This window comes from Clostridium sp. AF12-41 (assembly GCF_003461685.1).
Taxonomy (GTDB): domain Bacteria; phylum Bacillota; class Clostridia; order Lachnospirales; family Lachnospiraceae; genus Otoolea; species Otoolea fessa.
Genome location: NZ_QTXO01000005.1, coordinates 81690 through 107582, shown reverse-complemented (window position 1 = coordinate 107582; position 25893 = coordinate 81690). Strand labels below are relative to the sequence as shown.

The following is a 25893-nucleotide window of genomic DNA, read 5'->3' as shown; positions in this document are numbered from 1 at the left end:
TGGGTGAAACCTTCCAATGAGCAAAGGAACGATAAAGAAGGTAGCAGGACCGCTGGTTATCGCCAGCGGGATGCGGGATGCCAATATGTTTGACGTCGTCCGCGTCAGCGACGAACGTCTGATTGGCGAGATCATAGAGATTCACGGAGATGAAGCGTCGATTCAGGTATATGAGGAGACTTCCGGTTTAGGACCTGGCGAGCCGGTAGAGTCGATGGATGTGCCGCTTTCGGTTGAACTGGGACCGGGACTCCTGACGAGTATCTACGATGGAATCCAGCGTCCGCTGGACGATATCATGAAGGAGACGGGCAGCAACAACTTAAAGCGCGGCGTTGAGGTTCCGTCCTTAAAGCGTGATAAGAAATGGCAGTTTGTGCCGACCGTGAAAGCGGGCGACAGCGTGGAAGCAGGCGACATCATCGGTACCGTGCAGGAGACGCTGATCATTGAGCATAAGATTATGGTGCCGTATGGTGTAAAAGGTACCGTCAAAGAGATCAAGAGCGGTGAATTTACGGTGGAGGAAACTGTAGCGGTCATTGAGACGGAAAACGGCGAAAAAGAGCTTACAATGATGCAGAAATGGCCGGTTCGGCGCGGACGTCCGTACCAGACGAAGCTGCCGCCGGTAAAACCGCTGATCACCGGACAGCGTGTCGTTGACGCATTCTTCCCGATCGCCAAGGGCGGTGTGGCAGCCGTGCCGGGACCGTTCGGAAGCGGCAAGACCGTCATCCAGCACCAGCTGGCGAAATGGGCGGAAGCGGACATTGTTGTTTACATCGGCTGCGGTGAGCGCGGCAACGAGATGACGGATGTTTTAAATGAGTTCCCGGAGTTAAAGGATCCAAAGACCGGGCACTCCCTGATGCAGCGGACCGTGCTGATTGCCAATACTTCGGATATGCCGGTAGCAGCCCGCGAGGCATCAATTTACACGGGTATTACGATCGCAGAGTATTTCCGCGACATGGGTTATTCGGTGGCACTGATGGCGGATTCCACCTCCCGATGGGCGGAGGCGCTGCGAGAGATGTCGGGCCGTCTGGAAGAGATGCCAGGCGAGGAAGGTTATCCGGCCTACTTAGGAAGCCGTCTGGCACAGTTCTATGAGCGTGCAGGTCATGTCATCTGCCTTGGCAGGGACGGACGCGAGGGCGCCCTGTCCGCAATCGGAGCCGTATCCCCGCCAGGCGGCGATATTTCCGAGCCGGTTTCCCAGGCGACGCTGCGTATCGTCAAGGTATTCTGGGGACTCGATTCAGCGCTGGCATACAAGCGCCATTTCCCGGCGATCAACTGGCTGACCAGCTATTCCCTGTATGTGGACAATCTGGGAAAATGGTTTGATGAGAATGTATCGGATGAGTGGATGAGCTGCCGCCAGGGTCTTATGAGCCTTCTGCAGGAAGAGGCAGAGCTGGAGGAGATCGTAAAGATGGTCGGCATGGATGCATTGTCCCCGATCGACCGCCTGAAAATGGAAGCGGCGCGCTCGATCCGTGAGGATTTCCTGCATCAGAACTCCTTCCATGAGATTGACACGTATACACCATTGCAGAAACAGTTCCGCATGATGAAGCTGGTGCTGGCGTTCTATGAGCAGTCGAAGAAAGCGCTGGAAGGCGGCGCTTCCATCCAGAATCTCATCAAGATGCCGGTGCGCGAGCAGATCGGACGTTTTAAATATACGAAAGCAGAAGACGTGGAGAAAGAGTATCAGGCGGTCCTCGATGAACTTGCGAAAGAGGTTGCCGATGCGGCTGGAAAGGGGGCATTCTAAATGCCGAAAGAATATAGAACCATACAGGAGGTTGCAGGTCCTCTGATGCTGGTGCAGGGCGTGGAAAATGTTACCTATGACGAGTTGGGTGAGATCGAGCTGGCGAGCGGCGAAAAGAGACGCTGCAAGGTGCTGGAGATCGACGGCGGCAATGCGCTGGTACAGCTTTTTGAGAGTTCCACGGGTATCAACCTTTCAAATAGTAAGGTGCGTTTTTTAGGCAGAACGATGGAACTTGGCGTATCGGAGGATATGCTGGGACGCGTCTTTGACGGTCTGGGCAATCCAATCGACGGCGGTCCGGAGATCCTGCCGGAGGAACGCCGCGATATCAATGGTCTGCCGATGAACCCGGCGGCGAGAAGCTATCCGCAGGAGTTTATCCAGACGGGTGTTTCCGCGATCGATGGTCTGAATACACTGGTTCGCGGTCAGAAATTGCCGATTTTCTCGGCGTCCGGTCTGCCGCATGCGAATCTGGCAGCCCAGATTGCGAGACAGGCGAAGGTGCGCGGCACGGACGAACCGTTTGCCGTTGTCTTCGCGGCGATGGGTATCACCTTTGAGGAAGCGCATTTCTTTACCGAGAGCTTTAAGGAGACGGGCGCGATCGACCGTACCGTCCTGTTTATCAACCTGGCAAACGATCCGGCGGTTGAGCGTATCGCGACCCCGCGTATGGCGCTGACGGCTGCCGAGTATCTGGCATTTGAGAAAAATATGCACGTTCTCGTTATCCTGACGGATATCACAAACTACGCGGATGCGCTGCGAGAGATTTCGGCTGCCCGCAAGGAAGTTCCGGGACGTCGTGGTTATCCGGGTTATATGTACACGGATCTTGCATCCCTGTATGAGAGAGCCGGACGCCAGAGAGGCAAGAATGGTTCGATCACGATGATTCCGATCTTAACCATGCCGGAGGATGACAAGACGCACCCGATTCCGGACTTAACCGGATATATTACCGAGGGACAGATTATCTTAAGCCGTGATCTGTACCGCAAGGGCATCACACCGCCGATTGACGTACTTCCGTCGCTGTCCCGTCTGAAAGATAAGGGAATTGGCGAGGGCAAGACGCGTGCCGACCATTCGAACACCTTAAACCAGCTCTTTGCGGCGTATGCGCGCGGCAAGGAAGCAAAGGAACTCATGGTGATCCTGGGCGAGGCGGCATTGTCCGATGTTGACTTAATCTATGCAAAATTTGCGGACGCCTTTGAAAAAGAATATGTTTCCCAGGGCTACAATACGGACCGCGATATCGAGGAGACGCTGCGGATTGGCTGGAAACTGCTTTCCATCCTGCCGAGAAGCGAGCTGAAACGTATCGATGAGAAGTATCTGGATCTGTATTATGGGAAAGAGTAAAAATGCCTGTGCATGGCGGATGCGCTTGAAAACGAAAGCGGCGTGTCATAACGCGGCTGCGGGAGCTGGCGGATCTGTTGTGACAAAGTGATTGCAGGAGAGAGGTGGTACGCATGGCATCGACACAGGTCAACCCGACCCGAATGGAGCTTACGAGGCTGAAAAAGAAGCTGGCGACAGCCACGCGGGGACATAAACTGCTGAAGGATAAGCGGGATGAGCTGATGCGCCAGTTCCTGGATCTGGTCCGGGAAAATATGGCGCTGCGCCAGAAAGTGGAGGCGGGCATCCGGAGTGCGAATGTGAATTTCGTCATCGCTAAAGCCGGGATGTCCGAGCAGGCGTTAAATACCGCGCTTGCCGCGCCGAAACAGGCGGTTTATCTGGAAGCAGACAAGAAAAACGTAATGAGCGTCGATATTCCGGTGTTCCATTATAAGACCCGGACGGCGGATGAGAACGATATTTACTCGTATGGATTTGCGTTTACTTCGAGCGATCTGGACGGGGCAGTCAAGTCGCTGGCGGACATTCTGCCGGATATGCTGCGGCTGTCCGAGACAGAGAAAGCCTGCCAGCTCATGGCAGCCGAGATCGAGAAAACGCGCCGGAGAGTCAATGCGCTGGAACACGTAATTATTCCGGAGGCGCGCAAAAATATCAAATATATCACGATGAAGCTGGATGAAAATGAGAGAAGCACGCAGATCCGCCTGATGAAGGTAAAGGATATGATGCTGGAGGAGAAGCATCATTATAAGGAGAAGCGGGAGCTTTGTTCGTGATGATGAAAATGCCTCTTCTGGCGGCTTTAGGGCTGTCAGGGGAGGTTTTTTTGCACATAGTTGTGAAAATGACGGGACGAGCCCACGAGGTTCGAACCGCCCTTTCGATATACCTTTGTTCGCTTGCTTTCACTACAGATGTTCGCCCATGACGGACTGCGTCCGCCCTGTTCGGACACCTGTGTTCAAGATGCGTACAAAGATATATGAAAGGCGGTTCGGACCTCGCGGGCTCGTCCCTGTGTATTGGAAAAATAAAAGAGACAGAAAAAAGTAAAGTATTTATTGGAAATATTTGGTAGAATAGGAGGAAATGAGGGGAGGAATTTTGCATGGCAAAGCAGGTACAGAGGGCGATCGGCTGGGTGGCAGCATTTCTTTTGGCGGTGGGGATGTTGTTCCTGCCGGTTTCGAAGGCGTATGCGGGTCCGGTATCGGGCGGCAGTCCTGGAAGTGGAGAGATGAGAGGTGTCTGGGTTTCGTATCTGGACTGGAATGGATGGGCGAAGGATGAGGCTGGATATAAGAAAGCGATGGATCAGACACTGGACCTCTGTGTACAGAAGGGGTTAAATGCGGTTTTCCTACAGGTTCGCCCGGATGGAGATGCGATGTATCCGTCACAGTATTTCCCGTGGTCGAAATTTGCCTCTGGAAAACAGGGAAAGAATCCGGGGTATGATCCGCTGGCATATGCGGTGCAGGCGGCGCATCAGCGGGGCTTGCAGCTTCATGCGTGGATCAATCCGTACCGGATCACGGGGTATCTGAACCGTTATTCGGATCTGTGTGCGTCAAATCCGGCGATCGCGTGGGCGAAGGACGGGGACAGTTCGAATGACCGGTGGGTATTGTGCCAGAATGGTGAGTATTATTACAATCCGGCGATTCCGCAGGTGCGCCAGCTGATTATTGACGGTGTGAAAGAGATCGTGACGAATTATGAGGTGGACGGCATCCATTTTGATGATTATTTCTATCCGAATCTCGATGACAGCAAGGCGGAAACATGGTTTGATTATCCAGAGTACCAGGCGGGCGGCACATCGCTGAGTGTGGCGGCGTGGAGACGGAATAATGTCAATGAGCTGGTAAGGGGCGTTTACAGTGCGGTCAAGTCGATCCGTCCGCAGGCATTGTTCGGTATCAGCCCGGAGGGATATTTACAGAACCTCCGAAAAGATACCCGCCAGTTTACAGATGTGGATGCGTGGATGACCCAGAGCGGCTATGTGGATTACCTGATGCCGCAGATTTACTGGGGATTTGAGGCGAAGCAGAACGGCCAGGCAGCGGGCTATGCGTTTGCAAACTGCCTGAATGAGTGGGTGACGCTGAAAAAGAAGGGCAATGTGAAGCTGTATGTCGGTCTGGCGCTCTATAAGACCGGAACAGATGCAGTGGACGGCAACGAGGTGCCGGAGTGGCAGCGGTATCATGATATCATGAAGCGCGAGGTGCAGGCTGGACGGGCAACCGGACAGGTGAGCGGTTACTGCTTCTATGATTTATCGTCCCTGACGCGTGCGGCGGCAGCGGAGGAAGTGGCGAATGTGACGGCGCTGTTCCATTAAGTGCTCCCAGATAGTTACTGTTCACGCATACGTGCCCAGTAACGGAATTTGCCGTGGCTTCGCATTTAAATACGGCAAATTCCTGCTGCCACCACGTTTTCTTACGGCACTTTCGGTTCCCAAAGTGCCTACCCGTGAACGGTAACCATGATACCTTGTTGGGGAAATGGAAACCCCTGTGGATGATTGCAACCACAGGGGTTCTGTGCTATACTGGACATACGATTGCAGTAAAAATGTTGTTGTTTACATAATGTTCAGATGGCAGCAAATATACGGACGAGGAGAGGGAAGATGAAAAAAACAGCACTTGTCATTATGGCAGCCGGAATCGGAAGCCGTTTTGGCGGAGGGATCAAACAGCTGGAGCCGGTGGGTCCGAATGGGGAGATCATTATGGATTACTCTATCCATGACGCGCTGGAAGCTGGATTTGACCGGATTATCTTTGTGATCCGTCATGATTTGGAGGAGGACTTCAAAGAAGTGATCGGGAACCGGATTGAGAAGATTGCGCCGGTGACATACGCATTCCAGGAGCTTTCGGATGTACCGGAGGGATTCAGTGTCCCGGCAGACCGGAAAAAACCGTGGGGAACTGGACAGGCGATTTTGAGCATCCGCGGACTGGTCGAAGAGCCATTCCTGGTGATCAATGCGGATGATTATTATGGAAAAGAAGTGTTCCGAAAGATTCATGCATACATGGTGGAACAGATGGACGTGAACGCACCGGTGTATGATATCTGCATGGGCGGCTTTATTCTGGCAAATACGCTCAGCGAGAACGGCGGCGTGACACGCGGCGTCTGTGAGGTGGGCGAGGGAGAGATTTTAAAACGCGTAACCGAAACCTACAATATCCAGAAGACAGCGGACGGCATGACGGCGACGGACAAAGAGGGGAATCCGGTTTCGGTTCAGGAGAACCAGCATGTATCGATGAATATGTGGGGACTCACACCGGGCTTTGTGGAGGAGCTGGAAAAAGGATTTCCAGAGTTTCTTGCGGGGCTGAAAGAGGGCGACGTGAAGTCGGAGTACCTGCTTCCGACGATCATCGATCAGATGATCCACGACGGGCGCGCAAGGGTGAAACTTCTGGAGACGCACGACTGCTGGTTTGGTGTGACCTACCGTGAGGATAAGGAGAGCGTGACGGAGTCGATCCGGGCGCTGATCCGTGATGGCGTGTACCCGGAAAAACTGTTTTGATAATTTGAGGAACAGTTTAAAGAAACAGAATTATTTGAAAAGATAAAACATCATGAGAACGATACTGCGAAATGGTGCAGCTGATTCGGCTGTGCAGAGGATAACGTGAAAAACGGTACGTGAGAATAACATGATACGCATAAATCCTGCATAGGATACCATGTAAGCCTTGAATTAAGGGGGAATGGCAGTCCGATGCAGGATTTTGCATATTTTAAGAGTCTTTATCCGGCTGCATGTAAGCAGATGCAGCTTTGCGTGGAAGCGGTCTGTGATGAGCTGGAGTATGAGGGGAGTCCCATCTATGATGAATATCCGGATCGGATCTTTCTGGAAAAACTGACAAAACGGGCACTGGAAAAATGGCAGAAGGTTTATCCGGCTGGAACGGAAAGGACGGATACACTGACGACCTATATAAAGGCGGCGGACGTGGGCACCGTATCCACAGAAGAAGGAACGTCGATGGTGGAAAATTCCCTGAAAATAGATTCTCCTGGTGGAGAAAGAGAAGAGAATCTGGCGGGAACCAGCATACAGCCGCATCTTCCTGGAAATGATGTATGGTATGGACCACTTCGGGGCGAACAGAAGGGCGGAAACGCTGGATATATGGTGTGGGAGGCGGATGAGCCGAATCTGACCGCGCAGGAGCGCCGTCCATGGAGTCCGCCGCCGGGACCGCGCCCGGGAGGACCGGGAAATCCGTGGGGAGCGCCGCCCCCGCCGCCGGGACCGCGCCCGGGAGGACCGGGAAATCCGTGGGGACCGCCGCCTCCGCCGCCGGGACCGCGTCCGGGGAGACCGGGGAATCCGTGGGGAGCGCCGCCCCCGCCGCCGGGACCGCGCCCGGGAGGACCGGGAAATCCGTGGGGACCGCCGCCTCCGCCGCCGGGACCGCGTCCGGGGAGACCGGGGAATCCGTGGGGAGCGCCGCTTCAGGATTTTCTTCAGGTTTTATTAATGAATGAGCTGCAGGAGCGAAGACGGTGTCGGAAGTGCTGAAATTGCAATTTTCAGGTGTAAATTTTCTGAATTAAAATGCGGTAACATCCAGTTGTGACAACGAATTTTATCGATTTGGAAATCCTGTTCACGGGTAAGCACTTTTGAAACCGAAAGTGCCGTAAGAAAACGTGGTGGCAGCAGGAATTTGCCGTATTTAAATACGAAGCCACGGCAAATTCCGTTACTGGGCACGTATGTGTGAACAGTAACACAATCGGAGTTCTTACAAATCATAGAAATTCTGGAATTTGGAGCCTGCTTGTGTTATACTGAAACAAAGGCTGCCGCCGGGACAGATGGGTGCCTGCGGCAGTTTTTGGCGTGCATGACAAAACGGAAACAGTTCGGCGGGTAGATTTTCCTGTACCTGTGAAGATACGGAACTGGTATGGTGGAGCGATAAAAGGAATTGATTTGATATATGAAGAAAAACTTGAAAAAGATACTGATTTTACTGATCTTATTTGTGCTGGCAGCAGCCGGTTATTTTACCTGGTCCTGGATGCAGCTGCGGGAGGATGGGGCAGTCTATACCTCGATTGAGGACGCGAACCTTCCAGTCGCTTATGTGAATATTCTGGGACGGCGGATGAACGAGCTGGACGGTTTCGTGGAGGACAGCCAGAAAGCGGCTGGACGCGGGGATCTGACGCTGCTTCCGGCAGACCGGAAACTGTCGGTGACGATCGACAAGCTGGACTCCCAGATTACGGGGATGCAGTATGAGATCCGCAGTCTGGACGGCGAACGTCTGGTAGAACGGACAACGCTTGACCACTGGGAACAGTCAGGGGAAGAGGTTTCTGCGGAGCTTCCGATCCAGAACCTTCTGACGGAGGAAAGCGAATACCGCTTAACGATTGCGATCGCGACGGAAAAGCACCCGGCGATCTATTTTTACACGCGCGTGATGTGGCAGCAGGAGAGCCGTGTGCAGGAGATGGTCGATCTGGCGGTGTCCTTTTCTGAAAAGACGTTTGATTATGATTCAGCGAGGGAGCTGACGACCTATCTGGAGACGGATCCGAATGCGGACAACAGTTCGTTGGGACATGTGACGTTAAAAAGCGATTTCAGCCAGCTGACCTGGAAAGGGCTTTCGATGGAGCGGGTCAGCGAACCGGAAATTCATCTGCGGGAGCTGCAGGGCATCATTGGGACGATCGATTTAAAGTATGTTGTAAGTGAGATGAAGGATGGCAAGGCGGCTGCTTATTACGATGTGATCGAGAGCTTCACGATGAAGCTGGGCGCACAGCGCATCTACATGATGAATTATGACCGCCGCGCGGACCAGATTTTTACGGGGGAGAGCAGCGCCTATTCTGGCGACCGGATTCAGCTGGGGGTTTCGGATGCGGAGGATCTGCAGTCGATGCAGGATGAAGCGGGGAAATACCGTGCCTTTGTGGCAAACCGGGCGCTCTGGATTTATGATACAGGAAAAAAAGAGAGCACAAAGGTATTTGCGTTCCGCAAGAGCGAGAATGATACGAGGGTCAATTATGATACCTACGGAATCAAGATTCTGGATGTGAGCGAGGCAGGCCAGATTGATTTTGCCGTGTACGGCTATATGAGCCGCGGTAACCACGAGGGAACGACGGGAATCGCGCTGTACCGCTATGAGAGTGCGGGAAATGCCCTGACAGAGCGGCTGTATCTGCCGGCATCGACCGATTACGGCAACCTGCGCCAGGATATCAACCAGCTGTGCTACTTAAGCGGCGGGCAGACGTTGTATGTGCTGATGAACCATGCGGTTTACAGTGTCGATCTGACGGGAAAAGAGTACATGGTGGTGGCAGATGGCCTGACGGAGGAAAATTTTGCAGTCAGCACGGATGCCTCCCGGATTGCGTGGCAGGATGGGGCGGATATTTACCGTTCGACCAAGCTGCATGTCATGAATCTGGAGACAGGCAAGAAGGATGAGATTTCCTTTCCGGATCAGACCGTGATCCGGCTGATCGGATTTGTCGGAACCGACTTAGTCTACGGGCTTGCTCATCCGAACGAGCAGCTTACGATGGACGGACGCGTGACGGGGCTTCCGCTGTATGCGGTCGAGATCGTCGGCAGCAATATGGAGATGGAGACCCGCTATGAGAAGCCGGGCGTCAGCCTGGTGGATGTGCGGATTCAGGACAGCCGGGTTCATCTGTCACGGATGCACCAGATAGGAAGCGGCTATCAGCCGATGGACGAGGACACGCTGGTCTGTAATGAGGAAGTGTCGAAAGATCCACTGGATGGAATCGCTACGTTAAATGACAGCGCAAAGGGGCGTCTCTACTGCGTCAAGCTGGATGCAGGCAAGACGGCACGGAGCACGAAGGTGCATGTTCCGAAGCAGGTGGCAGCAGAAGAAAATGATGTGATTGTGCTTCAGAACAATGATGTGGCTGCACAGCGGATTTACAGTGCATACAGCGAGGGACGCCTGAAAGGCTCATATGCGGAATTTTCCAGCGCGGTGCAGGCAGCTTACGATGGCATGGGACTCGTAACGGATGAAAATGACCGGGTTGTCTGGGTGAGAGCAAACCGGAGCGACGCGAAGACGATCCGCGATGTCCAGAATATGGCGGGAACCGTCAGCCGCTATCTGTCGGATATGGCGGACGGAAAGACGACCTCCTCGGATGGCACAGAGTTAATCGACGCACGCGGGCTGACGCTGAACCAGATTCTCTACTTTGTCTACGCGGGCATGCCGGTGGTGGCATATCTGGGAGACGGAAGCTATGGCCTGATCTGTGGATATGACGCGTACAACATCTCCTGTCTCTGGTATCCGGGCACGGAATTTGCCTACACGGATAAGATGGGACTCAACGATGCAGCGGCATTTTTCGAGGGAAACGGAGGCAATGATTTCATTTGTTTCCTTGCCAATTAAGGGAAAAACGGAAATTACTGTTCACGGGTAGGCACTTTTGGAACCGAAAGTGCCGTAAGAAAACGTGGTGGCAGCAGGAATTTGCAGTATTAAAATGCGAAGCCACGGCAAATTCCATTACTGGGCACATATGCGTGAACAGTAATAAACGGAAAGCCAGTGCTTTACAAATTGAGATGTTATGATATAATCATGTAGATAACATGATATAAATTTAAGAAAATATTAAAGATTTGAGGCGCCGTCTGGCGCGTGTAAGTATCGTAAGATAATAGATTTTGAGGTGCAGAATGGAACAATTTATTATGAAGGGCGGAAATCCGCTGGTAGGCGAAGTGACTATCAGCGGAGCGAAGAATGCGGCGCTGGGAATCTTGGCGGCATCGATTCTGACTGACGAGGATGTTTTAATAGAAAATCTGCCGGACGTGCGTGATATCAACGTGTTTCTGGAGGCTGTTTCGGAGATTGGCGCGATGGTAGACCGGATTGACCGGCACACTGTCCGCATCAATGCGAAGGGGATTCATGCGATCCATGTGGATGACGAGTATATCCGCCGGATCCGAGCTTCCTACTATTTTATTGGCGCCCTGCTTGGCAAGTACAAAAGCGCACAGGTTCCGCTTCCGGGCGGATGCAACATCGGCAGCCGTCCGATCGACCAGCATTTAAAGGGCTTCCGTGCCCTCGGTGCGAAGGTACAGGTGGAAAATGGCGCGGTGCTCGCACATGCGATTGATTTAGTTGGTACCCATATTTATCTGGATATGGTGTCGGTCGGCGCGACGATCAATATCATGATGGCAGCGACGCTGGCAGAGGGCGAGACGATCATCGAGAATCCGGCGAAAGAACCGCATGTCGTCGATGTGGCGAACTTCTTAAACAGCATGGGAGCCAATGTCAAGGGTGCCGGAACCGACGTGATCCGCATCCGCGGCGTCCACAAGCTGCATGGAACCGAATATTCGATCATCCCGGACCAGATCGAGGCAGGTACATTTATGTGTGCGGCAGCGATCACCCGCGGCGACGTGATGGTACAGAATGTCATTCCGAAGCATCTGGAAGCAATTTCTGCGAAGCTTATCGAGATGGGCTGTGAGGTGACGGAGTTTGATGAGGCGGTTCGTGTTGTGGGACGCCCGAGCCATGTGCATACCGATATCAAGACACTTCCGTATCCGGGATTTCCGACTGATATGCAGCCGCAGATCACTGTGACACTGGCACTGGCAGAGGGAACCAGTGTAGTGACTGAGAGTATTTTTGAAAACCGTTTTAAATATGTGGACGAACTTGCCCGCATGGGTGGACGCATCAAGGTAGAGGGCAATACCGCGATCATTACCGGCGTGAAGAAGCTGACCGGAGCACAGGTGGAGGCACCAGATCTGCGCGCAGGCGCTGCCCTGGTCATTGCGGGGCTGGCAGCGGAAGGATATACGACCGTTGATGAGATTGGTTATATCCAGAGAGGCTATGAGCATTTTGAAAAGAAGCTGCAGGGACTTGGCGCGGTGATCGAGAAAGTCGATTCCGAGAAAGAGGCGCAGAAGTTCAGACTCAAAGTGGGCTGATAAAAAAGAATGCGGTGTCACATATTGCTTGACAGACACCGCGGAGTATGTTATCGTACTGTTGAAACTTTTAACAATTAAAAAGTTCGTATATATCCCTTATTCAGAGTGATGGAGATACAAAGGATCTATGAAGTCACGGCAACCCCGTTACATGGGACTGAAAATTGGTCTCAGCAGGGAACGGAAGGTGCCAGCCTGAGCGAGGAACCGGGAGATCGGTTTATCGAGCAATAAGAGGAGTTGATCGAGATAATCAAGTCCGTGTTGCTGCGGACTTTTTTTATGTCTTACGACAAACTTATCAAAGGAGGAAATATGGAGAGATTACTTTTTACATCTGAATCAGTAACCGAAGGACATCCGGATAAAATGTGTGATCAGATTTCCGATGCGATTCTGGACGCGCTCTTAGAGCAGGATCCGATGAGCCGTGTGGCTTGTGAGACGGCGACGACAACCGGTCTGGTTATGGTTATGGGCGAGATCACAACGAAAGGCTATGTGGATATCCAGAAGGTAGTCCGCAATACCGTCCGTGAGATCGGTTATGACCGTGCGAAATACGGTTTTGACTGTGATACCTGCGGCGTGATCGTGGCACTGGATGAGCAGTCCCCGGATATCGCGATGGGAGTTGATAAAGCGCTGGAGGCAAAAGAGAACAAGATGACCGACGAGGAGCTGGAGGCAATCGGTGCCGGCGATCAGGGTATGATGTTTGGTTATGCGACCAACGAAACGGATGAATATATGCCATATCCGATTTATCTGGCACACAAACTGGCACGCCAGCTGACCAAGGTCCGCAAAGACGGAACCCTGCGCTACCTGCGCCCGGACGGCAAGACACAGGTAACCGTAGAGTACGATGAGAACGGCAAACCATCCCGTCTGGATGCAGTGGTTCTTTCCACCCAGCATGACGAGGAAGTAACCCAGGAGCAGATCCATAAGGATATAAAAAAATATGTATTTGACGAGATTCTGCCGGCAGAGATGGTTGATGAGAATACAAAATTCTTTATCAATCCGACCGGACGTTTCGTTATCGGCGGTCCGCACGGAGACAGCGGCCTGACCGGACGTAAGATCATTGTGGACACCTACGGCGGCATGGCGCGTCACGGCGGCGGCGCATTCTCCGGAAAAGACTGCACAAAAGTGGATCGTTCTGCTGCATACGCAGCCCGCTATGTTGCGAAAAACATCGTAGCAGCCGGACTGGCAGACAGATGTGAGATTCAGCTTTCCTATGCGATCGGTGTCGCACAGCCGACCTCCATCATGGTAGATACATTCGGAACCAGCAAGTTGCGTGAGGATCAGCTGGTTGAGATGATCCGCAAGCATTTTGACCTGCGTCCGGCTGGCATCATCAAGATGCTTGACCTGCGCCGCCCGATCTACAAACAGACGGCTGCATACGGACATTTCGGCCGCGACGATCTGGATCTTCCGTGGGAGAAGCTGGATAAGGTGGATGAATTAAAGGCGTATCTGTAAGAGTAGGAAACGCTGCTGGGATATCTGCCCGTAAAAAATCATAAGATCAGAACGAGGGGGCTGCCGCTTTTGCGGCAGTCTCTTTTATTATACAAAAAGGCACATGCTTTTTTATTTATAATACTTTTAGAGACGTAATCTGCAAAATATGATACACTATTTGTGGAAGATATCAGGAGCAAAAGCGCAGAAGTCCGACGCAGTTTTGCGGGAGGATTTTTGTAGGGGCAATCTGGTATCAGACCGGGCAATGACTGGAGGAAATAGGATGAAGATACGCACACGTCTGGCGATTGCTTTTGTGACGATTACGGTCGTTCCGATTGTGCTCATATTTGTGGCGGCGTTCGGACTCGTAAACTATCAGGAGCATCTGTTTCAGAAAACATACGGGCTGTCGGAGCAGATCGATCTGCTCTCCGGCAATCAGACACAGGTGTTTAACCGACTGACGCAGGGAATCCAGGAGGAGATCCGCGAGGCAGTCGGGGAAAATACAGATTTATTTGAAGAACCGGCTTATTTGAACAAGGTCAATGAAGAACTGCGCGATAAATATTCGTATCTGGTCATCCGCAAGGGCAAGAACATCACATTCTGCGGAAGCGAGGATGGACGCGAGCTCTGCGAACGGCTGGCGCCGTACGGTGATCAGGGAAGTATGGCAGGCAGTATTTACATGGATGGCGAGGAACAGCATCTGGTCAAACAGATCGATTTCCGGTTTTCAGATGATTCACAGGGCAGTGTGTTCATCGTGACGAACGTCGGGGATTATGTGCCGGAGATCAAGGCGCTGCTCGGAGAGATGCTGCTTCTCGGCGTGCTGATCATCAGTTTTATGGGCGGTCTGCTGATCATGTGGATCTACCGTTCTCTGCTGCGTCCGCTGCACAAGCTGCAGGAGGCGACCAAGCAGATCCGGGATGGAAATCTGGACTTTACGCTCGATGTGGATGATGAAGATGAAATCGGAATGCTCTGCCAGGATTTCGAGGAGATGCGCCTGCGTCTCAAGGAATCGCAGGAAGAAAAACTCCAGTACGACAAGGAGAGCAAAGAGCTGATCAGCAATATTTCCCATGATCTGAAGACTCCGATCACGGCGATCAAGGGGTATGTGGAAGGCATTCAGGATGGCGTGGCTTCTTCACCTGAGAAATTGAATAAATATATTCGGACGATTTATAATAAAGCAAACGATATGGATCGATTGATTGACGAGCTGACGTTCTATTCGAAGATTGATACGAACAAGATTCCGTACAACTTTTCAAAGATCAATGTGGCGGAATATTTTGGTGATTGTGTTGAGGAAGTTGGTCTGGATATGGAGACGCGCGGCATCGAGCTGGGATATTTCAACTATGTGGACGAGGATGTGGTCGTGATCGCGGACGCGGAGCAGATGAAGCGAGTGATCAACAACATTATCGGAAATTCGCTCAAATATCTGGACAAGAAAAAGGGTATTTTAAATATCCGCATCAAGGATGACGGCGATTTTATCCAGGTCATCATCGAGGACAACGGAAAGGGAATCGCGGCGAAAGATCTGCCGTATATTTTCGACCGTTTCTACCGGACGGACTCGTCGAGAAATTCGTCCAAGGGCGGCAGCGGCATCGGGCTTTCGATCGTAAAGAAGATTATCGAAGATCACGGCGGACGCATCTGGGCGACCAGCAAGGAGGGCATCGGAACGGAGATCCATTTCGTTTTGCGCAAGTATGTCGGGGCATAGTGATTTGAAGTTTGGTCGTTTAAATAAAAACAGCAGGAGGAATTCACAGATGAGCAGAATATTAATCGTAGAAGACGAGGAGAGTATTGCAGAGCTGGAAAAAGACTATCTGGAGCTTTCTGGTTTTGAGGTTGAGATAGAAAATAATGGAGAAACGGGACTGAAACGCGGCATGGAGGAAGATTTTGATCTTCTGATTCTTGATCTGATGCTGCCAGGGGTCGATGGCTTCGAGATCTGCAAGAAGATCCGGGAAGTAAAAAACACACCGATCATCATGGTATCTGCGAAAAAGGACGATATTGACAAGATCCGCGGTCTGGGACTGGGCGCGGACGATTATATCACGAAACCATTCAGTCCGAGTGAGATGGTGGCACGTGTCAAGGCGCATCTGGCGCGTTATGAGCGCCTGATCGGCAGCGGTATGCCGGAAAACGAGATCATCGAGATCCGGGGACTCAAGATTGATAAGACTGCCCGCCGCGTTTACATCAACGGCGAGGAGAAGAACTTCACGACGAAGGAATTTGACCTGCTGACCTTTTTAGCACAGAACCCGAACCATGTATTTACCAAGGAAGAACTCTTCCGCGAGATCTGGGATATGGAGTCGTTGGGAGATATCGCGACGGTTACCGTGCATATTAAGAAGATCCGTGAGAAGATCGAGTTCAACACGGCGAAACCGCAGTATATTGAGACGATATGGGGCGTTGGATACCGGTTTAAAGTCTGATGACTGGATAAGCCACATAAAAACGACCCTTGGGAAACGCAAACAGGAGCGCTTTCCAAGGGCCGTTTTATATTTCATAGGAAATTGTGTCCTATGAAATATAAAATGCTCTGCGCGGATGCGCACTCGCGCGAAGCAGAAACATGTCGCAAGCGACCGCGCGAGACGCCCGAATGTGCCAAGGCACATTCTTTTTCATCCCAACAGGATTTGGTTTGCCCGCTTCAGATCGTTCTCGTCCGGGATACGGATGCCGGACAGGGAATAGGGAATGCCAAGCGTTTCCCATTTATAGATGCCGAGCGTGTGGTAGGGGAGAATTTCTACCTTTTCCACATTTGAAAGTGTGTCTAGAAATGCACGGATTCCATGCAGGTTGGTCGGATCATCGGTAATGCCGGGGACTAAAACATGACGGACCCACATGGGCTTATGAATCTGGTCTAAAAACCGGGCAAAGGAAAGAATGGATTCGTTGGAGTGCCCAGTCAGAAGACGATGTTTTTCCGGATCGATGTGTTTCAGATCCAGAATAACAAGATCGGTGTGCTCTAAAAGCGTGGTCAGGCGGGAAAAGAAAGGTTCGGCGGTGGTAAATGGCTGTCCCGCGGTGTCCAGTGTGGTGTGAATGTGCTGTTCTTTGGCAAGCTGGAAAAATTCACATAAAAAGTCAGCTTGAAGGAGCGGTTCTCCGCCGCTGACGGTGATGCCGCCGCCCCCGCGCCAGTAACTCCGGTAGCGGAGTGCCTGGCGAAGAAGTGCTTCCGGGGTGATTTCCTGCGAACCGGTGTGTTTAGATGGGCAAGAAACACCTTCGGAAAGAGCGGATGCGCCGGAAGTGTGGGGGGAGGCGTCCGGGAGGGGAAGTCCCTTTGGCAGTACCCATGTATCCGGATTGTGGCAGTAGCGGCAGCGCATGAGACAGCCCTGCATGAATACCACGAAGCGGACACCGGGACCGTCTACGGAGCCGAAGGTATCGATGGAATGAATATAACCGGTATGCATCGTTACAGCACCTCGTGGCAGGTACGGGCGATCACGTCGAGCTGCTGTTCTCTGGTCAGATTGATAAATTTAACGGCATATCCGGAAACACGGATGGTGAAGTTGGCATATTCCGGTTTTTCCGGGTGTTCCATCGCGTCCTTCAGTTTTTCGATTCCAAAGACATTTACATTTAAATGATGCGCGCCCTGATCAAAATATCCGTCCAGGACGTGAACCAGGTTGTTTTTCTGTTCCGTCTCGGAGTGCCCGAGCGCCCCCGGTGCAATCGTTTCTGTGTTGGAGATGCCGTCGAGCGCATATTCATATGGAAGTTTTGCGATCGAGTTTAAAGAAGCGAGCAGACCGTTCTGCTCTGCGCCGTAGGAAGGAGTTGCGCCCGGGGCAAACGGGGTGAATGCCGGCCGTCCGTCCGGAAGTGCGCCGGTTGCCTTGCCATATACAACATTGGAGGTGATCGTGAGGATCGAGGTGGTTGCCTCGGAATTCCGGTAGGTGTGGTATTTTTTTACTTTATGTAAAAAGGTTTTTAACAGCCATACGGCAATCTCGTCGGCGCGGTCGTCATCGTTTCCGTAGCGTGGGAAATCGCCCTCTGTCTCAAACTTGCGGGCGATGCCGTATTCATCACGGATGACCTTCACTTTTGCATACCGGATCGCGGAGAGAGAATCGACCACGTGGGAGAAACCGGCGATTCCGGTGGCAAAGGTACGCCGGACATCCGTGTCGATCAACGCCATCTCAGCGGACTCATAGTAATATTTATCGTGCATATAGTGAATCAAATTGAGGATATTCACATAAATACCCGCCAGCCAGTCCAGCATCTGATCGTATTTATGCATGACTTCCTGATAATCGAGGTATTCGGATGTGATCGGCGCATACGCCGGACCAACCTGCATCGGGCGTCCGTCTTTGGTAGTGTATTTCTCGTCTCTGCCTCCGTTGATGGCATAGAGAAGGCATTTGGCAAGATTGGCACGGGCGCCGAACAGCTGCATTTCCTTGCCTGTCTGGGTGGCGGAGACGCAGCAGCAGATGCTGTAGTCGTCCCCCCAGATCGGACGCATGACATCGTCGTTTTCATACTGGATCGAGGATGTGTTGATGGAGATTTTGGCAGCATATTTCTTAAATGCCTCTGGCAGGCGGGAAGAGTAAAGGACGGTCAGGTTTGGTTCTGGGGACGGTCCCATATTTTCCAGCGTATGTAAAAAGCGGAAATCGTTTTTCGTTACCATCGGACGCCCGTCTTGTCCCAGACCGGCAACCTCCAGCGTCGCCCAGACCGGATCGCCGGAGAAAAGTTGGTTGTAGGATGGAATCCGGGCGAATTTTACCATGCGGAATTTCATTGTCATATGGTCGATTAATTCCTGTGCTTCGGTCTCGGTCAGTGTTTGTTCTGTTAAATCCCGGTTGATGTAGATATCAAGGAAGGTGGAAATGCGTCCGACACTCATGGCGGCACCGTTCTGGGTCTTAACGGCAGCGAGGTAACCGAAGTAGAGCCACTGGACGGCTTCTTTGGCATTGGAAGCCGGACGGGAGATATCAAAACCATAGATGGCAGCCATCTCCTGAATGCCCTTTAGAGCGCGGATCTGCTCGGCGATCTCTTCCCGCTGGCGGATGATGTCATCAAACATGGCGCCATTTCCACAGCGTTCCAGATCCTTTTTCTTTTCCTGAATTAGGAAATCGATTCCGTACAGGGCGATCCGGCGGTAGTCGCCTACGATCCGGCCGCGTCCATAGGTATCCGGAAGCCCGGTGACGATATGGCAGTGGCGGGCGGTTTTCATTTCCGGGGTATATGCATCGAAGACGGCCTGGTTGTGGGTTTTATGGTATTCGGTAAAGATTTTATGAAATTTTGGATTGACATGGTAGCCGTAGGTTTCAGCGGCTTCCTCTGCCATCTTGATTCCGCCGAACGGCATAAAAGCCCGCTTGAGTGGTTTGTCGGTCTGAAGTCCGACGATGCGTTCCAGATCTTTAAGCTCCGGATCGATATATCCCGGACCATAGGCGGTCAGGCTGGATACGATTTCAGTTTCGCATTCGAGCACACCGCCCTTTTCGTGCTCTTCCTTCTGAAGCTTTTGAAGGCGTTCCCAGAGCAGATGAGTGGCACTGGTTGGGGCAGCGAGAAAGCTTTCATCGCCATCATATTGCGTATAGTTGTTCTGGATGAAATCGCGGACGTTCACTTCGTCGGTCCATTTGGAGCCCAGAAAACCTCTCCAGGCCGTTTGAAAGATAGGTGTGTTTTGGAATGTTTGATACATAGCAGACATGTGTTTCCCTCCTGGTTGAAAAATTTCGATCCCAGCAGAGACAGTGAGAGTGAAAAAAAGTAAAAAAAATACCCACGGTCTGTGCTGTGACGCCCAGACGGTCGGCAATTTCCAGTCATACTTCATGTGGTTGATCCACTTATCCGTCAGTTGTATGACTGCTATGTTTAAGATATACCAGAACCAAAGAGGAATGTCAAGCTATATTTGGGGGAAGAGGTAACGGTTCAAATCCGTAGCTGTTCACAGTAACAAAAAGAGTGCCGGAAAGAGTGGACATTTGGCAAATGACTTGATAAAATGAGTGAAGTTTTAGGACAGATGGGAATGAAAAAGGGATAAAAAGTTGCTGGGCACGATGCTTGAACAGTAATGATGAAACCTGAATTTGACAGAAATGACAGAAGAGAGGAAGGAAATGCTGGAAAAATTTTGTGTCGGTCTGGTGCGGATTTTGTTGGGAGGAATTCTTTTTTTCCTGACACTGCTCAGCGCGGTTGTGACCTGCCGGGTCTATGGAGGTTCTGAGATTGTACAGTATGGAAGGGACAGTCTGTTTCTGCACCTGTTTTTTGGTGCGGGTGTGATTGGACTGACGGTGTTTTACAGGCGGAGAAAGGATCGAAAGCGCCTTGTGGGAAAAGAAAAAGTGCGAAATGGCAGCGAAGAACGGAAAGATATCTGCCGGAAAAACCAATGGCTTCTTTTAGCGGCTGCTGCCTATCTTTTTTGGATTCTCCTCGTCCCGTCCTGGGGCGGTTCTGACTCTCATCAGTGTATGGCGTCCGCGCAGGGACTTCTGCAGGGCGATTTCAGCGCCTGGGAGCCGGTGGCGTATTCGTATGGGACAGCGGAAGGATCGCTTGGGTATGCGTACACTTACCCGTCTCAGAATGGGCTGATTCTCTATATGGCAGTGCTGGCATTTCTCTTTGGAGATGCGGCGTATGCAGTTTTTCAGATTTTAAATATCGGTTTTTTTATTCTGGGAATCGTGAGTCTGCAGCGGATGATGGTACGGGGAAACGAAAGGTGCAGCCTGCTTTTGTGGATGGCGTGCTGTCTGCCATTTTCTTTCTATATCCTCTTCGTGTACGGCACGATGCCGGGATTTGGACTTTCATGTCTGGCGATGGAACGTCTGGTGCGGTATGTGGAAGAGGGGCGGGGAAGAGACTTCTGGATTGGCGCGGCAGCAGTAGCGGCGGCGGTGATCCTCAAGTCGAATTATGAGATTGTGCTGGTGGCGCTGTTTTTGTATCTGGCATCCTCGGGAGTCTTTCGAAGGAAAGCACGCCTGCTGGTGGCAGCGGTGCTTCTGATTACAGTGTATGTGATTGGAAACCGGGGGATTCAGACAGGAATTTCTTCCGTGACCGGACGCACGGTATCGGACGGTGCGCCGATGATTGCCTGGGTGCAGATGGGACTGGAGGAGAGCAAACGTGGACCGGGCTGGTACAATGGCTATCAGGTAAAACTCTTTCAGAAGGCAGATGGGGATGCGGATCTGGCGGCCGCATGGGCGCAGGCAGATTTGCGGAGAACGATTTCAGATATGGCAGAGGAACCGGCGAAAGCCGCTGATTTCTTTGTTCGGAAGATCGAGTCAATCTGGGCGGAACCGACCTTTCAGAGTCTCTGGATCCAGGAGGTGGGAAATACCTCCTGGGCGGAGGGAAGCCCGCCATGGGAGCTTTTCAAGGAAGAAGGGGGTCTGAACCGGCTCTATGTTTTTGCGGCGAATCTGTTGCAGACGTTTGTGTATGCGATGGCATGTGTATGGGTGATTGCCGGGATGAGTGCCAAAGGAAGCCGAAGTAAGCATGTCCTGACGAAACGAACATGGGAAAAGAGGATAGAAGCAGAAAAGGCAGAAAAAACTGTGAAAGCTGTGAAAAAACAGGGAATGGAAACGGTCTGGGAGAGTCAGGAATGTGGAGAACCGGACAGATGGGGGATGCTGCTTCCGGGTATCGTGTTTATTGGGGGATTCCTGTTCCATCTGGTCTGGGAGGCGAAGGGGCAGTATTCGGTGGTGTATTTTATGCTGCTGCTGCCGTATGCGTATCTGGGGATGGAAAGAGTGGCGGATGTGTTTTTAGATGTGACAGGTGCCGGGAAAGAATGATGTTTTGAGATAAAAAAGATACTGGGAACAGCCTGAAATAAGCCGTTTTCAGTATCTTTTTTATGGTTTAAAAGAGCTATGATTTCTAAAAATCCATTAAAAATTGCAATGATAAATCCGCTCCGCCGCCTGATAGAACACAGTTTCCCAGTATTTTTCCGGAATCAGCCGTTTCGTAATTTCGATGTAATCTTCATAGTTGGCGAGCGGCCAGTCGGTGCCGAACATGAGCTTATCATAGTCGCGGATGTAGGCAAGCCAGGTTTTCAGGGTGCTGATATACCCGCTCTGCTCTTCCAGAAACTCCGGAATGTCAAATTTGCCCTCTAAAAGCCCAGAGAGGTCGGCGGCGACATTTTCATTTTTCTCGACGACGGCGGCGGCATCCATCAGCCACGGGTTGCCGAAGTGGCACATGACGAACTGGACATCCGGATGGCGGACGGCGGCTTCATCGAGGGTCAGCGGATGGCTGTATTTGATGAATGCTTTGGAACCGGCGGTCTGTCCGGTGTGGATGGAAACCGGCTTTTTATACGCCTTGGCGAGGTCGTAGATCGGTTCGAAGCGCTCGTCGGTAACGTAGATGGAATCATATCCCGGATAGAGTTTGATGCCGACGCAGGTATTCCGTTTTAAGTTTTCTTCGACAAGATCGCATGTCTTCTGAATCTTTTCCGGCGTCAGTTTTCGTGCTTCGACGCCGACGCAATAGCGCAGAAAATCCGGGTATGTGTGATTATCCGGGTGAACGCCGCGGTTCCCCATGACGATGCCGCCGACGATATTATATTTCTGAAAGCATTCCCGCAGATGCTCTTCATTATTGATATGACCGGCTTCGATGGCAATCTCATCGAAATGCGGGTAACCGGGACAAAAGTGCAAATGTGAATCAATGATTTTCATAATGATAACAGGCGCCTGTATCAAAAACCTTTTGGAAAAAGAACGGCGCTGTCCTCCTTTCTGCTGTGATGTATGTCTGGAAGTTTTGAGAAAATCCGGTGCAACAAAACTTCGGGTGTATATAAATAAGAAATGCAGTGACAGTCCGGCAGGTTCATAGAGCATGCAGCAACTGTATGAAATCAACTGTTAGTGTAGTCCCAAATGGGGTGGATGTCAAATTTTTCTCCATCTGTTTGACATCCACACTATGATCTGGTATAGTGATAGCTATGCGTATTGCAAAGGGGCAAACTGCCTCTTTCTTTTTTTGTAAATATTCCGGAAGAATGCAAAAAAGATAACTAATATGATATATGAAATGTATCTCCGGAATGTGCAGACCGTTAATCAGACAATGAAAGGAATAGAATGGAAACAATCAGATTTGAAGATTTAGAGTTAGATGCAAAGATCATGCGTGCGATCACCGATATGGGGTTCGAGGCGGCTTCTCCGATTCAGGGACAGGCGATTCCGCTGGAACTGCAGGGACTGGATATCATCGGACAGGCACAGACCGGTACCGGTAAGACGGCTGCGTTTGGTATTCCGCTGTTACAGAAGATCGATCCGAAGAATAAGAAGCCGCAGGCGATCATTCTCTGCCCGACCCGTGAACTTGCCATCCAGGTATCTGAGGAGATACGCCGCCTGGCAAAATACATGCACGGTGTCAAGGTTCTGCCGATCTACGGCGGACAGGAGATCGGACGTCAGATCCGTTCCCTCAAGGATGGTGTGCAGGTTATCATCGGTACACCGGGGCGTGTGATGGATCACATGCGCCGCAAAACCGTCAAGATGGATCAGATCCACACGGTTGTTCTCGACGAGGCGGACGAGATGCTGAACATGGGCTTTTTAGAGGATATGGAAACCATCTTAAGCGCACTGCCGGAGGAGAGACAGACGCTGATGTTCTCAGCGACGATGCCGCAGGCGATTCAGCGGATCGCGGCGAACTTCCAGAAAGATCCGCAGATTGTGCGCGTGGTCAAGAAAGAGCTGACCGTTCCGAAGGTAACCCAGTATTATTATGAAGTAAAACCGAAGAACAAGCTGGAGGTTATGTGCCGTCTGCTGGATCTCTATGATCCGAAGCTCTCAGTGGTATTTTGCAACACGAAAAAGCAGGTCGATGAGCTGGTACAGGGCTTACAGGGACGCGGCTATTTTGCAGAAGGGCTTCACGGCGATTTGAAACAGGAGCAGCGTGACCGTGTCATGCGTGCATTCCGTACCGGACGGACGGACATTCTGGTGGCAACGGATGTGGCAGCCCGCGGTATCGATGTGGATGATGTTGAGGCGGTATTCAACTATGATGTACCGCAGGATGACGAGTATTATGTACATCGCATCGGACGTACCGGCCGTGCCGGACGCGAGGGCAAGGCGTTTAACCTCGTAGTCGGCAAAGAGGTTTACAAGCTGCGCGAGATCCAGCGCTATTGCAAGACCCGCATCATTCCGCAGGCGATTCCGTCTCTGGACGATGTGACCTCCATCAAGGCAGATAAGATTCTCGACCAGGTGGGCGAGGTGCTGCAGGACAGCGATCTGAGTAAGGTGATCGATATTGTAGAAAAACGTGTGCTGGAAGAGGACTACACGACGCTCGATCTGGCAGCAGCGCTGCTCAAAATGATGATGGGCGAAGAGGGCGAGGAGCTCTTAGAGGAGAACCGCCCGCTGCGTGAGCTGGAGGATCTCGAGGATGAGAGCCGCCGCAGCCGTGGTGGAAGAAACGGCAGAGGAAGCCGTGGCAGAAATGAGGACGTAGCGCGTCTCTTCATCAACATCGGAAAGAACCAGGGCATCCGTCCGGGCGATATCCTCGGTGCGATCGCCGGAGAATCCGGCATGCCGGGACGTATGGTCGGAAGTATCGATATGTTCGATAATTACACATTCGTCGAGGTGCCGAGAGAGCATGCGGACGTTGTACTGCAGGCGATGCGCGGTGCGAAGATCAAGGGCAAGAACGTGCATATGGAGAAGGCGAACCGGAAGTAGGGGAAACGGATTCAAATAATCATGTATAATAGAACCCTCAGGTATGGACATGAGGCGCCTCCTAAAAGTCTAATTTTGGGAAGTTGACTCAGATATGCCTGGGGGCTTTCTTTGTTCTTGTAAATCGAACTCGAAAAAGAAAATATGTAACAAAAATGTAAGAAAAATTAAATTGAAAGAATATAATTGATATGATACAATAATTGTACCGAAATAGAGGGCGCTGTGGAAGATCCAGTGAGAGAGAAAGCGGGAAAATGAAAATCCGCGGAAAGGAGCTGCCATGAAAGCATATACGGCATCGAATGCGTTTCGTCAGGGAAGAGAAGCGGCGTTTGGGGCGCTGTTGATGGAGTTGTGCCTTGGCGGTGAAAGGATTGCATCTTTTTTAGGGATACGAACCTGGTATGAATCCGTGGGAATGTTCCGGATCATTCTTTGTATTTTGATTTTTGTATATTTTTATATTCTAAAAAAGCCGAGGCTTTTGGATACGCCGGAATGGTACGAACTGGTGAAAAAAGATAAGGTGATTTATGTGATGTGGATGATCAATATGGTTGTGCTTGTCAGTGGGATAGGAACGTAACAAAAAGGCGTATCAGAGGTGAAGAAAATGATGAAAGTCTTTCGACCGCTAATTATTTTAACAAACGCAGAGATGGAAGAATATTACAATCATATGGCATTAGAGGGCTGGAAGCTTTGTAAGAGCAGCGCGGTTGCAGATTTTTTTGAAAAGGGAGAAAAGCAGGAAGAACATTTTTGTGTAATCCCGGAACGGGCCGAAATACGTTCCGACAGCAATAAAGATCTGATATTATTAGGGCGGCATAAATGGTATCAAGTCTATAGGCAGCAGAAGCAGAAAAAAATAGAATATGAAATACAGGAGAGCGCGATAAAACCATTATGGCTTAGGCTTATAGTCGGTTTTATGGCGTTGCTTTGGATATTCTATGTGATAATCATTACGTCGGAAAATCAATTAAAAATGGCGGGATTTCCTTGGCTTGTCATATATAGTATATCTGTATTTATAGAGTTATTTGCGTTCTGCTGGGGAGCAGCTCGGAGAACCAGGGAAGAAAAAAATTATAAACAAGAAAATACAAAGATTTTTCCTTCGTCCTACAAAAAAATGATGAATATCCAAAAATTGGTAACATTGAATCACTTTATATTAATTGGATGTATGTTATTTTTGTGGAGATTATAGAAATATATTTTATAAGTACAAGGACAAATATCATCTAAAAGCTTTT

Annotated in this window: 18 protein-coding genes and 2 riboswitches; of the genes, 15 read left to right on the top strand and 3 right to left on the bottom strand. The window is 51.1% G+C overall.

Translation table 11 applies throughout. From position 1 onward, the window contains the following. Positions 1-16 precede the first annotated feature (16 nt). The 11 genes from DWV73_RS09450 (at position 17) to DWV73_RS09400 (ending at position 16216) form a co-directional block, all read left to right on the top strand. Positions 17-1786: a V-type ATP synthase subunit A gene (locus DWV73_RS09450; RefSeq protein ID WP_107000825.1), complete on the top strand. Its 1770-nt coding sequence runs from the start codon at positions 17-19 to the stop codon at positions 1784-1786. Continuing rightward, positions 1787-3160 carry a V-type ATP synthase subunit B gene (locus tag DWV73_RS09445; protein ID WP_022358662.1) on the top strand — a complete coding sequence of 458 codons (1374 nt, stop codon included), beginning with the start codon at positions 1787-1789 and terminating at the stop codon, positions 3158-3160. Positions 3161-3273: 113 nt separating this feature from the next. Next, entirely contained in the window at positions 3274-3945 is a 672-nt protein-coding gene (locus DWV73_RS09440) for a V-type ATP synthase subunit D (protein WP_022358661.1), read from the top strand. A 332-nt stretch (positions 3946-4277) separates the two neighbouring features. Continuing rightward, positions 4278-5519 (top strand): family 10 glycosylhydrolase, encoded by a 1242-nt coding sequence (locus DWV73_RS09435; RefSeq protein WP_117796524.1) that lies wholly within the window; start codon positions 4278-4280, stop codon positions 5517-5519. A gap of 294 nt (positions 5520-5813) precedes the next feature. After that, positions 5814-6734 (top strand): NTP transferase domain-containing protein, encoded by a 921-nt coding sequence (locus DWV73_RS09430; RefSeq protein ID WP_117796523.1) that lies wholly within the window; start codon positions 5814-5816, stop codon positions 6732-6734. 195 nt (positions 6735-6929) lie between these two features. Next, entirely contained in the window at positions 6930-7739 is an 810-nt protein-coding gene (locus DWV73_RS12760; protein WP_181986240.1) for a hypothetical protein, read from the top strand. 436 nt (positions 7740-8175) lie between these two features. Continuing rightward, entirely contained in the window at positions 8176-10644 is a 2469-nt protein-coding gene (locus DWV73_RS09420) for a hypothetical protein (protein WP_242995784.1), read from the top strand. 290 nt (positions 10645-10934) lie between these two features. Then, positions 10935-12227 (top strand): UDP-N-acetylglucosamine 1-carboxyvinyltransferase, encoded by a 1293-nt coding sequence (locus DWV73_RS09415; RefSeq protein WP_022359474.1) that lies wholly within the window; start codon positions 10935-10937, stop codon positions 12225-12227. 96 nt (positions 12228-12323) lie between these two features. Beyond that, positions 12324-12467: riboswitch (SAM riboswitch) on the top strand. Positions 12468-12545: 78 nt separating this feature from the next. Continuing rightward, complete coding sequence (gene metK, locus DWV73_RS09410; RefSeq protein ID WP_022359473.1) at positions 12546-13733, top strand: methionine adenosyltransferase; 1188 nt, start codon at positions 12546-12548, stop codon at positions 13731-13733. Between the two features lie 268 nt (positions 13734-14001). Then, positions 14002-15477: a HAMP domain-containing sensor histidine kinase gene (locus DWV73_RS09405; RefSeq protein ID WP_117796521.1), complete on the top strand. Its 1476-nt coding sequence runs from the start codon at positions 14002-14004 to the stop codon at positions 15475-15477. A gap of 49 nt (positions 15478-15526) precedes the next feature. Then, on the top strand, positions 15527-16216 hold the full coding sequence (locus tag DWV73_RS09400; RefSeq protein WP_022359471.1) for a response regulator transcription factor: 690 nt from the start codon (positions 15527-15529) through the stop codon (positions 16214-16216). Between the two features lie 195 nt (positions 16217-16411). On the opposite strand, the gene DWV73_RS09395 is transcribed toward DWV73_RS09400, so the two are convergent. Together DWV73_RS09395 and pflB are read right to left on the bottom strand one after the other, a co-directional pair. Then, the gene (locus DWV73_RS09395; protein WP_117796520.1) at positions 16412-17224 is read right to left on the bottom strand and encodes a radical SAM protein; all 813 of its coding nucleotides are present in this window, start codon (positions 17222-17224) and stop codon (positions 16412-16414) included. A gap of 2 nt (positions 17225-17226) precedes the next feature. After that, positions 17227-19521 (bottom strand): formate C-acetyltransferase, encoded by a 2295-nt coding sequence (gene pflB, locus DWV73_RS09390; RefSeq protein WP_117796586.1) that lies wholly within the window; start codon positions 19519-19521, stop codon positions 17227-17229. 93 nt (positions 19522-19614) lie between these two features. After that, positions 19615-19694, bottom strand: a riboswitch (ZMP/ZTP riboswitch). A gap of 254 nt (positions 19695-19948) precedes the next feature. Here pflB and DWV73_RS09385 point away from each other — a divergent pair. After that, complete coding sequence (locus DWV73_RS09385; RefSeq protein ID WP_117796519.1) at positions 19949-21661, top strand: hypothetical protein; 1713 nt, start codon at positions 19949-19951, stop codon at positions 21659-21661. Between the two features lie 96 nt (positions 21662-21757). On the opposite strand, the gene DWV73_RS09380 is transcribed toward DWV73_RS09385, so the two are convergent. Continuing rightward, positions 21758-22570: an amidohydrolase family protein gene (locus DWV73_RS09380; RefSeq protein WP_117796585.1), complete on the bottom strand. Its 813-nt coding sequence runs from the start codon at positions 22568-22570 to the stop codon at positions 21758-21760. Positions 22571-22981: 411 nt separating this feature from the next. Between DWV73_RS09380 and DWV73_RS09375 the strand changes: the two genes are divergently transcribed. The 3 genes from DWV73_RS09375 to DWV73_RS09365 all read left to right on the top strand — a co-directional run bounded on the left by DWV73_RS09375 (position 22982) and on the right by DWV73_RS09365 (position 25847). Then, entirely contained in the window at positions 22982-24628 is a 1647-nt protein-coding gene (locus DWV73_RS09375) for a DEAD/DEAH box helicase (protein WP_117796518.1), read from the top strand. A 283-nt stretch (positions 24629-24911) separates the two neighbouring features. Further along, the gene (locus DWV73_RS09370) at positions 24912-25217 is read left to right on the top strand and encodes a hypothetical protein (RefSeq protein WP_117796517.1); all 306 of its coding nucleotides are present in this window, start codon (positions 24912-24914) and stop codon (positions 25215-25217) included. A gap of 18 nt (positions 25218-25235) precedes the next feature. Next, positions 25236-25847, top strand: a complete 612-nt coding sequence (locus tag DWV73_RS09365) for a hypothetical protein (protein ID WP_147341934.1) — start codon at positions 25236-25238, stop codon at positions 25845-25847. Positions 25848-25893 lie beyond the last annotated feature (46 nt).

Excerpts from the sequence above, each read along its gene's own strand:
- DWV73_RS09400 (WP_022359471.1), top strand. The coding sequence starts at position 15,527 with ATGAGCAGAATATTAATCGTAGAAGACGAGGAGAGTATTGCAGAGCTG.
- DWV73_RS09440 (WP_022358661.1), top strand. The coding sequence starts at position 3,274 with ATGGCATCGACACAGGTCAACCCGACCCGAATGGAGCTTACGAGGCTG.
- DWV73_RS09395 (WP_117796520.1), bottom strand. The coding sequence starts at position 17,224 with ATGCATACCGGTTATATTCATTCCATCGATACCTTCGGCTCCGTAGAC.
- DWV73_RS09430 (WP_117796523.1), top strand. The coding sequence starts at position 5,814 with ATGAAAAAAACAGCACTTGTCATTATGGCAGCCGGAATCGGAAGCCGT.
- metK (WP_022359473.1), top strand. The coding sequence starts at position 12,546 with ATGGAGAGATTACTTTTTACATCTGAATCAGTAACCGAAGGACATCCG.
- DWV73_RS09385 (WP_117796519.1), top strand. The coding sequence starts at position 19,949 with ATGCTGGAAAAATTTTGTGTCGGTCTGGTGCGGATTTTGTTGGGAGGA.
- DWV73_RS09380 (WP_117796585.1), bottom strand. The coding sequence starts at position 22,570 with ATGAAAATCATTGATTCACATTTGCACTTTTGTCCCGGTTACCCGCAT.
- DWV73_RS09405 (WP_117796521.1), top strand. The coding sequence starts at position 14,002 with ATGAAGATACGCACACGTCTGGCGATTGCTTTTGTGACGATTACGGTC.
- DWV73_RS09435 (WP_117796524.1), top strand. The coding sequence starts at position 4,278 with ATGGCAAAGCAGGTACAGAGGGCGATCGGCTGGGTGGCAGCATTTCTT.
- DWV73_RS09450 (WP_107000825.1), top strand. The coding sequence starts at position 17 with ATGAGCAAAGGAACGATAAAGAAGGTAGCAGGACCGCTGGTTATCGCC.
- DWV73_RS09415 (WP_022359474.1), top strand. The coding sequence starts at position 10,935 with ATGGAACAATTTATTATGAAGGGCGGAAATCCGCTGGTAGGCGAAGTG.
- DWV73_RS09445 (WP_022358662.1), top strand. The coding sequence starts at position 1,787 with ATGCCGAAAGAATATAGAACCATACAGGAGGTTGCAGGTCCTCTGATG.
- DWV73_RS09370 (WP_117796517.1), top strand. The coding sequence starts at position 24,912 with ATGAAAGCATATACGGCATCGAATGCGTTTCGTCAGGGAAGAGAAGCG.
- DWV73_RS09375 (WP_117796518.1), top strand. The coding sequence starts at position 22,982 with ATGGAAACAATCAGATTTGAAGATTTAGAGTTAGATGCAAAGATCATG.
- DWV73_RS12760 (WP_181986240.1), top strand. The coding sequence starts at position 6,930 with ATGCAGGATTTTGCATATTTTAAGAGTCTTTATCCGGCTGCATGTAAG.
- pflB (WP_117796586.1), bottom strand. The coding sequence starts at position 19,521 with ATGTATCAAACATTCCAAAACACACCTATCTTTCAAACGGCCTGGAGA.